Source organism: Corallococcus sp. AB011P, assembly GCF_003611605.1.
Classification (GTDB): domain Bacteria; phylum Myxococcota; class Myxococcia; order Myxococcales; family Myxococcaceae; genus Corallococcus; species Corallococcus coralloides.
Map to the genome: position 1 here is coordinate 1 of NZ_RAVX01000047.1, position 10,884 is coordinate 10,884.

Annotated in this window: 9 protein-coding genes; 2 read left to right on the forward strand and 7 right to left on the reverse strand. The window is 62.1% G+C overall.

Annotated features, from left to right (window positions below):
• Positions 1-220: 220 nt before the first annotated feature.
• From D7X30_RS41095 to D7X30_RS41115, 6 genes are all read right to left on the reverse strand, one after another.
• Positions 221-619: a VOC family protein gene (locus D7X30_RS41095; RefSeq protein ID WP_120568434.1), complete on the reverse strand. Its 399-nt coding sequence runs from the start codon at positions 617-619 to the stop codon at positions 221-223.
• Between the two features lie 734 nt (positions 620-1,353).
• Entirely contained in the window at positions 1,354-2,334 is a 981-nt protein-coding gene (locus D7X30_RS41825; RefSeq protein WP_147443443.1) for a hypothetical protein, read from the reverse strand.
• Between the two features lie 148 nt (positions 2,335-2,482).
• Positions 2,483-3,874, reverse strand: a complete 1,392-nt coding sequence (locus D7X30_RS41830) for a hypothetical protein (protein ID WP_147443444.1) — start codon at positions 3,872-3,874, stop codon at positions 2,483-2,485.
• A gap of 152 nt (positions 3,875-4,026) precedes the next feature.
• Positions 4,027-4,605, reverse strand: coding sequence for a hypothetical protein (locus tag D7X30_RS41105; RefSeq protein WP_147443445.1), 579 nt, complete (start codon positions 4,603-4,605; stop codon positions 4,027-4,029).
• A gap of 385 nt (positions 4,606-4,990) precedes the next feature.
• Entirely contained in the window at positions 4,991-5,917 is a 927-nt protein-coding gene (locus D7X30_RS41110) for a DUF2381 family protein (RefSeq protein ID WP_120568437.1), read from the reverse strand.
• A gap of 77 nt (positions 5,918-5,994) precedes the next feature.
• Complete coding sequence (locus tag D7X30_RS41115) at positions 5,995-7,917, reverse strand: serine/threonine-protein kinase (protein ID WP_233592120.1); 1,923 nt, start codon at positions 7,915-7,917, stop codon at positions 5,995-5,997.
• A gap of 256 nt (positions 7,918-8,173) precedes the next feature.
• On the opposite strand from D7X30_RS41115, the gene D7X30_RS41120 reads away from it, so the two are divergent.
• Both D7X30_RS41120 and D7X30_RS41125 read left to right on the forward strand, forming a co-directional pair.
• Positions 8,174-8,425 (forward strand): helix-turn-helix domain-containing protein, encoded by a 252-nt coding sequence (locus D7X30_RS41120; protein ID WP_233592121.1) that lies wholly within the window; start codon positions 8,174-8,176, stop codon positions 8,423-8,425.
• A 138-nt stretch (positions 8,426-8,563) separates the two neighbouring features.
• A complete protein-coding gene (locus D7X30_RS41125; RefSeq protein ID WP_120568439.1) occupies positions 8,564-8,923 on the forward strand; it encodes a helix-turn-helix domain-containing protein in 360 nt (119 codons plus the stop codon).
• 59 nt (positions 8,924-8,982) lie between these two features.
• Here D7X30_RS41125 and D7X30_RS41130 read toward each other — a convergent pair whose 3' ends face one another.
• Positions 8,983-10,149 carry a serine/threonine-protein kinase gene (locus D7X30_RS41130; RefSeq protein ID WP_120568440.1) on the reverse strand — a complete coding sequence of 389 codons (1,167 nt, stop codon included), beginning with the start codon at positions 10,147-10,149 and terminating at the stop codon, positions 8,983-8,985.
• Between the last annotated feature and the right edge of the window lie 735 nt (positions 10,150-10,884).

A 10,884-nucleotide genomic window follows, 5' to 3' on the forward strand; every position in this document is an offset into this window, starting at 1 on the left:
CGAGTGGAAGCGGCGACGCGCCGCTGACCCGCCCGAGTCACCCCTCCAGCCCAGTCCCTGAACAGCTCGCTCCTCGCGGCGCTCGCCGAGCACGGTCCGCGTTTGTCATCAAGCCTCCCGGCACGTCGTCGGCCGGACGGTTACCAGAGCAGTTGCTCCTTGAGGGTGCGAATGAAGCGCTCGGCACAGGGACGAGCGCTGAGCAGCCCGGCCGGCCGCATCAAGCCTGCGGCGCCGTCCAGACAAGGTTCCACAGGTGGCCGTCGAGGTCCTCGAAGCCCTGGTCATACATGAAGCCGCGGTCCTCGGGCGGATGCGGAGTGCGGCCGCCGGCGGCGACGGCCTTGGCGATCAGACTATCCACTTCCTCCCGGCTCTCGCAGCTCAAGCAGATGACGACCTCGTTGGCGTCCTTCGCCTGCATGACGGGCTTGTCGATGAGGGTCTTGAAGAACGCTTCGGTCGTCAGCATGGCATGAATGCTGCCATCCACGATGGCCATGAACGCCGCGCTCTCGTTACTGAATTGTGGATTGAAGCTGAAGCCGAGAGCGGAAAAGAAGGCTTTGGATTCATCCAGGTTTTTGACCGGCAGGTTGAAGATGATCTGCTTGTTCATGACGTCCTCATGTCGAAAGGTGAGTCGAATAGCGAGTCCTGCATCCGGACGACGACTGATGACTGTAACGCAGCGGTAACGCAGTCGAGTGGACGCGCCTGGACGCAGCAGGGGACGGTACCCACAGGGCAGGTGGGGCGTAACCCCTCGGAAGTATTGGCGGTAGGGCACGGGAATCGAACTCGCCAGGGACTGCTCTCGCAGCCCTCCACCGGTCTTGAAGCCCCGCCACCCCGATCCGCGAGGTGTCCGGAGGGATTGAGGATCGGCCGGTTCTCCTCTGGAGCGGGGCAGGTGGAGCGTCCATGGAGGTCCACCCGCGTCCGTTCATCTTGGGTACAGCTTGGGTACAAACCGGCCAGCGCGATGACGGCCCTTCATCACGGAGCGAGCAAGGACTCCGGGAGACTTTGGATGGAGTTCTTGAACTGGGCATTGGGCACGCGCATCGACCAACCCGAACCATGTCCCAGAGTTGGGGGATGAACCACACACGATCAGGCCGGAGGGGTTGCTGGGATCAAGCGAGGGAGGCCAAGACCGTTTCGGAGTGCTGCGCTGAGGTCCGATTTTCCGATGCTGTCGGTCATAATGCTCAAGGAAGTTCTCTACTCCGCTTAGTACGACTTGGTCACTTCGCTCGCTCACGAGCGAGATTTCTCCCGGGGGACTGCGGAGTTCCCGAAAGATGTGATCAGGTCGTACAAAAGCGAGATGTGCGGCAAACGCTCCCATCAATCCTTTTCCATGAACGCGGCAAACTCATTTTGGCAAGACTCACAAAGGTCGTCGTCGTTGCCACCAATGATGTCGTCCCCTCCGCATCGTATACATAAATGCACGGAGTGGGGTGACCGGCAATCGGGATTGGTGCAAATCGCGATCCCATCGCCCATGACAACCACTGACTCCGAGCCGCAATCGGCACACTCCCTTGGTGGCGCAGGAGATGGGGTGTGGGGGTCCCAGAATGGTTCCTCGACCAAGGCCTCAAGTTCGGACGATGGCATCACCATGTACCGGTACGCTCGCTGCCACCACTTAAGGTCCTTGGAATCCAACCCGTTGATGCTGGCTTGGTAGCGCTTCTCGGCGGATGAGATCCGCTCAACTTCCAGAGCCTCTCGTTCTTGCTGAAGCCTTTGGGCAACTTGTCGCAGTTTCTGGATCTTGTTCCAGGCATCTTCGGGGAGGTCATCTTCAAGGTTTTCCTCAAGCTCATCGCGCATGAAGACGAAGATGAACTCTACCATCTCAGCGACAAGCTTTTCGGCCTCCTCCAACTTCAGGTCGATAGCATAGTGTTCGATCCGGTTGCGGTGTTTCTGGGCTCTGCGTAGAAGCTTCATCTGGGATTCATCTAGATTGACCTTCGCTATGGAGCGAAGCCGATCCAGGCAGGTGTCGAAGTCGACGGTGATTTTTTCTGCGTTGTCGACGTGCGTCACCTCGGCCCAGATGAGCGAAGGGTGTTCCCAGCTGAGGCGCTCTTTTAAGAGCAGCAGAGCGCCAGAGAAAACGTGAAGGACAGCGTATTTGTGTGCCAGAAGCGGTAGCTTGCTGTCCGAATAAAGAAGAATGACAGCAGCCTGAACGAAGTCTATGCCGTTCTGAAGCAAGGACAAGTTGAGAGGCGGTTGTGCTGGTGGGGCGGTCTTGGGCTGAGGCATTGGAGAAGAAGACCCTGGGTGATTTTCTGGCTTGTTCTTCGGCATATGGCCGCGTCCCTTTCCTGGTTACGGACGACGGTAGCGTGAAAAATCCTCTAGGAAGCACCCTTTGCGAACTAGTACTACTCGGTCACATCGGCGCCTTCCCGAGGCAGAAAGCCGCTCGGGAGCAGGAGAAAGTGACCATGTAATATTAGAGCCCGAGTTTCTTTTCCAGATACGTTTGCAATATACCCACACCCAAGTCGACCATCTTGTCTGCTGCCTTCGAGCCCACCTGAAGAACGAACCTTAGTAACCGCTTCCCAGCTGTGAGCCGGTCAGCCTGAGGGGTAGATGCGTCAGCAAGCTCACGAACAGCCGACGTCAGTGCAGGCTTGTCTGTGCTAGCGTGCATCTCTATCAAGTCCAGCAATTTTCGGTCCATTTCATTTAAATGCACATCGCCATGGATCTCTCTGGCAACAACCGCATTCACCGCCGCAATGGCCTGCGGGCTGTAGTTAATCGTCACATTAGAACCGCCTGCGGCGTTGACCTGAAGGAGTCGCGGCTCAGAAGAAAGAGCACTGCCAACTCCTGAAATGCTTGGCACAGCCATGTCAGCCAGTCGACTTAGGTCATCCAACGTGGTGTTGATCGGAAGGACCTCACTCAATTCTGCCTCAAGGCGCTGTCGTATCGACAGCACCTTCAACTCGCGGTCATGCCTTAAGTCAATCTGGAGCCTCTTGAGTTCTTTGGAGTATCGAGAAACAATTGCAACGACTTCTTGAGGATCTACCTGCTTAGCCCTTAGCAAGTTCTCAGCTTGTGTCACATCCGATGCACAGAGATCCAAGAACTCAGAAAACTCTTGGAACCGGACGTCCAAGGTGGACTTGCCTTTTACAAGCAGTTTTTGATCGTCGGGCGCAGCAAAAAACTCAAACACGGTGCCGCTTCCTGTTCGCCGCTGATCCAATCGGACTGACAGGTGATCCACGCGCGACAAATAGTCACGGAACAATTGGAGCAACCGATCAATCTCATGTGCCCAAAGACGTCCTGTTGGGATGTAAAGCCGGAAAATCAATCCGTGCTCAGCATCCTCGACGAACTTGGCCGCCATCACGGTCAGTTCTGCGTTTCGCCTATATGGCAAAACGTTGAGTCCACGGTTCGACAGTAGGGCATTCACAGTCTTGCGAACGTCTTCCTTGGGCCGATGAAAGCTCAGCCAGAAATAAGCATTTTCGTCATCTTCAAGGAGTTCTGGCTGCTTGGGTGGAGAGTCAAACAGGAGTTCCTCGTACACGAAGATGGCGTGTGGCAATCGAGCAAGGCGGTCCAGCAATCGCTCTCTTGCGGATTCATAGTCGGGATGAACCAAAAGATCGTATACTCGACCATTCAACTTGACCAAAACACAGCGAACATCGAATCTGTCAAGATATGCGACAATGGAGTCCCAGTTCTCGCTGCCGGAGTCGAGTTTCTTTATTTTGTACTGACGCCCAGCAGTCTTGAGCGTACTTACAATCCCTTCGCTTTCGACTCCGATTAGGAGGACAAGTGGCATGGACTGGTCGAGATCTTCACTCAAAGTCAATTCCTCGTGTTGTTATTGAAAAACAAGATGCCGTGCTCTTTCTTGGCGGAGACTTCAGGTGCTGGCCAAACTCATGTTCATGTGGGATGAAGTGCCAAGTTGATGGCGCACTGAGAAGGAGCGGCGCATTGGGCGACACTTATCCCTTAAGGTTTCTTTGACGCCACATTCAACCGCGCGTTCAATACGGCCACCTCTTGGTCTAGAGAATCGAGACCAAGGGCTCCTCGCATGACAGTCTTGAGGCTGGAGATCTGCAAGAGCACTTTCTCGACGTGCCCAGCGACGGAGGAGGCGAATACGTCTAGGTCGTCGCGGGCATTGGATACTGCTTCTTCAGACGCTCCCTCTTGCAGGAGCCGCATTACTTCATGCTTTCGGCTCGCGATCGTCAGCGCGAGCGTCAGGCCCATGCTACCGGCGTCTACAACCTTTTGGCACTCAGTTCGGGTAGGTGAATCAAGCCAAAGAGCCCCATCGCCTACTTGGGATCTGAAAGTGTCGAGAGCACTGAGGGGAGCAAAGTCGGTGGGCTCCTTCTGCTCGTCGTACTCGCTCAAGTTTCCTTGGAAGGGCGTGTAGTAACCCTCCAGCGCGCTCACGTCTTGGTAGAGCTTCTCGTATACCGCATGCCGCTTTGCCAAGTTCTCGAATAGGAGCCGTTCTGCGCGCGCAGATTGCTCGCGACGCTTGGCAGCCCTCTCGTTGAAGTACCATGTCGCCAAGGACCCAATAATCGTACCGATCAAGGGTAAACCCAAGAGCTGTATCCACGGGATCGGAGCTTCTCCGGGCGGGACTTGCGGAGTTGCAGACGCAGGAAGAGTTACGGGGGGCAGGCGCTGTTGGCCTGTAGGTTGATCTGGAGCCGGGGTTGAGGCTGAGGGTACTGGTGCTGGAGTCGGGGCTGAAGAAGTTGGGAGCGCAGATGGATTGGGTACCGAGGGATTCGGTGCGCGCTGACTTTCGGATAAGCCAGCATCAGGCTGCAACTGCGCGAATATGAACGCCGCAAGGATGGTGGGCCGCATCCTGCCATTTTGCCACACAGTACTCTGACCGGCGCTTCGTCCGTCGCGCATGGTCGAGCGCATGGGGGACCGGGTATCCCTACGGGAACGTCACGCCGGGAAGGGTGATCATGCGGAGCCCGTCCCGTTCCCACAGCTTGAGGGCGAACGTGCCTCGGGCCTCGTCCGGTGTCGCCTCCGCCTCCACGACGAGGCGCCTGATCCTGGCATTGGCAACGGGTGCCTCCTGCCATACAGGCAGCATGTTCAACGTCTCGCCCGTCTTGCCCACCAGCGATGCCCCCTGCGCCATCCAATGCTGCGCTGCTTCCGGGTAATCCAAGTCCATGAGCACGGCCACGCGGTTGGCGGAGCGGTAGCTCCAGGCGCGAAGAATCCTGATCGCGTCTCCAGGGCGCTGGCGGACCTCCTTCTCGAAGTCGAGGGGCTTGACCGAAACGCCCGACTTGCCGATCACGCGGTTCTCAAGGAGGCCAGCGAGACCGCCCGGTCCCTCATACTCGGCACGCAGACGCTCGTTCTCTTCATGGCACCGTTGGGCCTCCGCCCGGGCCTCTTTCGATTCCTGTTGATAGGACTCCACTGTGCGCTGGTTTCGCCACACCTCGACCAGGCGCTCCGCCTGAGCGGGGTGCGCGACGAGAATGAATGCCGTGCCTACCGGCGCTGCTCCGTCCAGGAACCGCACCGTCACTCGCAGGCGCTCGCCGGGCAGGACTTGATCCGAGGGCACCAGCCGGAGAGTGCTTCGCCCAATGTCCACGAGCGCGAAACGCTCGGCGCCTTCAACCGCGACTTTCTCCTGAAGGAGGGCGGAGTTGAATTCGAACGTGGTGGAAACCCCCGGGCTTACCTGTACCTCCGGCGTCGTCATTGCCTCGAAGTTCTCGGCCGAGAACTCGATCCGTCGTACCCCGAAGCCCGTTGCGGCTGGACGCGATTGCGCGGTGGCGGCCCCGGAGAAAAGCGCGATCACCAGGAGAACAACGGTCGGTGACATGGGCATGCGCGGAGACCTTGAATTAGCAGAGCGGACCCCTGAATTAATACTTGGTTCAGCCCCATGTTGCTCCTGGTCGGGATTCACTCGAAGCGACGAACAGCCTTCACGTCAAAGTAGGGATAGACCGAGGCGCTGGTGGCGCCGTCGTTGGACTCCTTCTTGAGCCCAATCGAGTCGTTCTCAATAATCTGCATGCATACAGGGAAGTGGTCACCCTTGGGTGTGCGTGCTTCAGTTAGTCGGCCGTAAACGCGATCCTCTCCGATAATGAGGCGTCCGGAGAGTGTGGTCCGGGCCGGTAGATTTCCCAATGGTCTCCCCAGGTGAACCGTCGTCGGGCCCACGCGCACCGTGATGTTCCTGCTAACCCCCTCCTCGGCGGTCGCGAAAAAGGTGGCGACCACATCGTCGTCGTACTCAATTCGAAACCTGCTCATGGCCTCAGCAGCACCTGGCGGGCACGCCTCGGGCGGAGGCGTTGGGCGCACCTGGGGGCCTGGGCAGGCCAGCGCAAAGCAGGCCGCGACGCCCAGGCCGAGCACTTTGCTGACGGCTCCGCCCTGGAGGCGCTGCGGCTCGGACTCGGGGAACACGCTGGTGTTCTTCTTCATCTTCACGGAAGCCTTCTCCTCGGAGAGCGTCGCGGGAAAGGCGACGGCCGCAAGGGTGGGCGCGACATTGGGCGCGGCTGCGGCTTCCTGAGCTTCCGGTGGCATCCATGGTGCCGCCACTTCCTGGCCGGGGGCCCAGGGCGCGAGGTCGAACTCGGGGTATGCGGGTGGTGAGTCCACGGCCACACTGGAACGAAGCTCCAGGGCGTGACGTGCGGCCGGAGCAGGGGGAGGCGCCAGGGTGTGCGCGATCACCAGCGCGCCCGCGCTCAAGACCGCCAGCAGACCTATACAGGTCGCCACACGCAGAGCATTGAAGTGACGGGCTTGTGCCGGGGGCGGCTCAGGCGTGGGACCGGGACGAGCATGAGGTGGGGGCGGCAGTACGGTCTGGATGGCCACCGCGTTTGACTCCGAATCGTGCGCGTCCTCTCCGTGACGCGGACGCGGCCCCCGGCGAGGCCGGGCCTTGCGCTTCTTCAACCACTGCACCAGTTCGTCTTCGCCCGCGTGCGGCACTGCCGCGAGCGTGGTGGCGGTGTCCGGGCCATAGGCGTCGCAGAGCTTCACGTCCCAGGACTCGTTCGCCTGGGCCAGCAGGGCCTCCAACTCCGCGCACAGCGCATCGGCGTCTGGGTGGCGCTCCCCGGGCGCCTTGGCCAGCAGGCGCATGCACACGGCACTCAGGGCCTCGGGCACTCGCGGGTTGAGCACATGGGGCGGCTTGGGCGCACGGTTGAGCACGGCCTCCACCCCTGCGGCCTCGTCTGGGAGGAAGGGCTGCCTGCCCGTCAGGAGCCAATAGAGAACGACGCCCAGCGAGTACAGGTCATCCGAGGGGCTGGGCTGGTAGGAGCGGCCACGCTCGTCGCCGTGCTCCTGCTGGAAGCGCCATGCCTCGGGCGCGCGGTACTCCGGGGTGCCCGGTGGCAGCACTCCGCCGGTGATGCTTGGAGCGCTCTCGTACCCGCCCGCGCCGAAGTCCACCACCACTGCCTCGCCGTCTGAGGCGCGCTCGATGATGTTGCTCTCCTTCAGGTCTCGGTGCACCACCTTCGCCCGGTGCGCGGCCTCCAGCCCGCGCGCCACGCCGAGCACCTTGAGTGCGACCTCGCGGGCCGAGGGGTTCTCCTCCTTGGCCCACACGTCCAACCGGCGCCCCTCCACGTAGTCCATGACGATGAAGAAGGATTGAGGCGCCTCGTCCGGCCACTGTCCGTGTCCACGGATGCGTACCAGATTGGAGTGTTTGAGCCGCAGGAGGATGGCCACTTCGCGCTCGGCCCACTCGGCCAGCCCCCAGAGTGGGATGAGCTTGAGCGCGTAGAGCCGCCCTCCACGCCGGGCGCGGTACACGGCACCGAAGCCCCCGGCTCCCAGCTTCTCCTCCACGAGGTACCCGCCGATGTCCGTGCCCGGGGGGACGACGGGATGCAGACGCGGGCTCAAGTGTCCTCTCCTTCGGCGGGGCGTGTGGGGGCGGCGTTCCTGAACATGCTCTCAACCGGCAGTGGAACTCGTACGAGTTCCCCCCGCGAAGTGCGCGGGAGAAGGGTAAACCTTGAGCGGATACTATCGTTGAACCTGATGGGCGGTATGCTCGGAGTGCCGCCCGCGCGGCATTCTCCTCTTTCTCCCAGGTCTCCTCATGTCCGCGAAGCTCTCCCAGCAGATCGGAACCAATGTCCGCGCCGCCCGGCATCGCGCGGGCCTGTCGCAGGCCCAGGTGGCCGAGGCCATCCACGTGCCGACGCTGGTGTTCAGCCGCTTGGAGCGCGGCAGGTTGCTGCCCAGCCTCCCCACGCTGGTGGGCCTGTGCGGTGTCCTCCGTGTCTCCGTGGACTTCATCCTGGGCAGCAAGGGCCTGGAGGCCCCTGCTCTCGATGGCTCCGGCACATAGGGGGATGCGCTGCCACGTGACGGGGTGCGGATCGCGCATCGACATGATCGCCAAGATGCGGCAGGAAGGGGCCTCCCCGAGGCGCGAGCCCCCTGCCCGCGCCAGACCTGGTTCTCGGTGTTCCTGGTACCCCGACGCATGAACGAAGAACTGGCGACCCGTATTGGAAGTGCCGCCCGTGAGGCCCGGACGCAGCTCGGGCTCACGCAGGCGGAGGTGGCCGAGAAGCTGGGCTTGGCGCACATGGTCTACAGCCGCCTGGAACGCGGGAAGATGCTTCCCAGCGTCCAGACGCTGCTGCGGATGTGCTCGGTGCTGCGCATCTCCTCGGATGCGCTGCTGGGGATCGCGGACGCGGAGGAGGGGGCGAAGTCCGGCAAGAAGGAGCGAGGGCAGGGCGGGGCGCCCAAGCTGCGCCAGCTCACCGGCCTCGCGCGCAAGATGGACGAGGACCAGCTCGATGCCCTCGTGACGGTGGCCCAGGTGTTGTTGCGCTGAAACGATGCGGGCCCACACCTGGGGCCCGCTTGCTTCCAGCAATGTTCGGCCGCCCGTTCTCACTCTTCGTTCGGTGCGGGCGTCGCCTCGTCGGCGTCCAGGCCCTCGGGGAAGATGCCTTCTTCGTCCAGCTCCACCCGGTCGCGCAGGACGGACGCCTCCGACAGCAGCCGCGCCAGCTCCTCGCTCGCCTCCTTCCGGCCGAAGGGCTGTGACTCCGCCGCGAGCGCCGCCCGCAGCGCATCGTGCATCTCGGCGGCCGTGGCGTAGCGCTCGGAGAGCTTGCGCTGGAGGGCCTTGTGGACGATGGCCTTGAGCGCGTCTGGCAGGCCCGCCATCGCGTTCTCCACGTCCTCGGGGCGGTAGCGGTTGACGAGCGCGATCATCTGCGTGAGGGGCACCGAGGGCGTCTCCTCCGTCTTTACGTCCACGGTGGCGTTGGCGGCCTTTTCGTCCTCCACGTCGAAGAGGTGCTTGCACGTCAGCATCTCCATGAGGACGAGGCCCAGCGAGAAGATGTCGGACCGGCCATCCATGGGCTTGCGGTGCAGGTACTCGGGCGAGGCGTACGCCACGTCGCCCTTGAGCAGCAGGCCCGGCGTTTCCTCCCGGCCCACCATGAGCGAGTAGGTAGCGCCGAAGTCCGTCACCTTCACCTCGCCGCTGCGGGCCACGCGGATGTTCCGGGGCGCCACGTCGCGGTGGATGATGCCCAGCGGCCGGTTCTCCGAATCTCTCAGCGTGTGCGCGTGGTGGAGGGCATCGGCCACCTCGGCGGCGATGTAGAGGGCGAAGGGCGCGGAGAGCGGCTTCTCGCGCATGGTGGCGAGGCTGATGATGGTGTCCAGCGTGGGGCCGTCCACGTACTCCGCGATGACGTGCGGCCGGTCGGCGTGGATTTTCAGGTGATGGACCTGGGCAATGGCCGGGTGGTGGAGGCGGAAGGCGAGCTGGACCTCCTCGATCAGCCGCTGGCAGCGCTCGAAAGTGACGGGATTGCGCAGGCGCTTGATGGTGACGTGCCCGGCGAGTCCATGTGGGAGGTGACGCTCGGCAAGGAGCACCACCTCGCCGTTACCCCGCCGTTCCAGCGTGCGGATGGCCTCGTACGTGGTGGTCTCGATGGTGAACCGGAGCCGGGGGCGGGCGCTCTCCAGGTCGGAACTGTTCTCCGGCGTCGCGTCCTCGATCAGCGTTTCGTCGGTCGGCGTGCTGTCATCGGTCATGTGCGGCCTCCAGGTGGGAAAGGACGCGCGGCGGGCGCTGGCTCGGGCCTTCCGGCTCCCTGGTGGGGTTTCGGCTGTGGGAGATGGGAGCCGGTGGCTCTCGCGGTCCTAGGTCTACTATTCATAAACCTATGGAGTATTACAAGAGACCACAGGACTCGGCCGAGTGGGTATGGTGGCTCGCCGTAACAGCTCGCCGTGCCCCGTCTGGGCGGGGCGAGGATGAGCCCGCCGGGCATTGAAGCACGGCGCGGTGGCGTCAGTCGGAGCTGGCCGGGAGCGTGACGGTACCGGGATTCTCGATGGCGCCAAGGGCGGCGCGCAGCAGGTAGCATCCCGGGTCTTCACCGCGCAGGCGAGCCGTTTCCCCCAAGCAGGGGCGAGGCCGGAGCCGGAGGAAGAGAGCCCGTCCTTTGCCGCGACGAGGGAGGAGCCAAAGAAGGAGCGCACACCACGATTGGACTCTCGCCAGGCTGCTACGCAGGACGGAAAGCGCTGGACGTGTTCGCTTGCTCGAAGTGTGGAAACAGGAGATGCGCTCATCCAGCGCGCCTTCGCCGCCCTTTCAAAATGTCTCGAGGAAGGTCTTCATCTCGCGCAGCACCTCGTCATGGTTGGTGAGCCAGACGTAGTGCCGCGCGTGCTCGAGCTTGATGCCCTTCCAGTTCGGCATGCTCATCACGCTCAGCATTTCGGCGTCCCGCTGGAGCGCCCTGGCGCTCAGGGTCCTCAACT

Coding starts and splice junctions, on each gene's coding strand:
- D7X30_RS41110 (WP_120568437.1), bottom strand. CDS start 5,917: ATGCCCATGTCACCGACCGTTGTTCTCCTGGTGATCGCGCTTTTCTCC.
- D7X30_RS41130 (WP_120568440.1), bottom strand. CDS start 10,149: ATGACCGATGACAGCACGCCGACCGACGAAACGCTGATCGAGGACGCG.
- D7X30_RS41095 (WP_120568434.1), bottom strand. CDS start 619: ATGAACAAGCAGATCATCTTCAACCTGCCGGTCAAAAACCTGGATGAA.
- D7X30_RS41120 (WP_233592121.1), top strand. CDS start 8,174: ATGTCCGCGAAGCTCTCCCAGCAGATCGGAACCAATGTCCGCGCCGCC.
- D7X30_RS41125 (WP_120568439.1), top strand. CDS start 8,564: ATGAACGAAGAACTGGCGACCCGTATTGGAAGTGCCGCCCGTGAGGCC.
- D7X30_RS41825 (WP_147443443.1), bottom strand. CDS start 2,334: ATGCCGAAGAACAAGCCAGAAAATCACCCAGGGTCTTCTTCTCCAATG.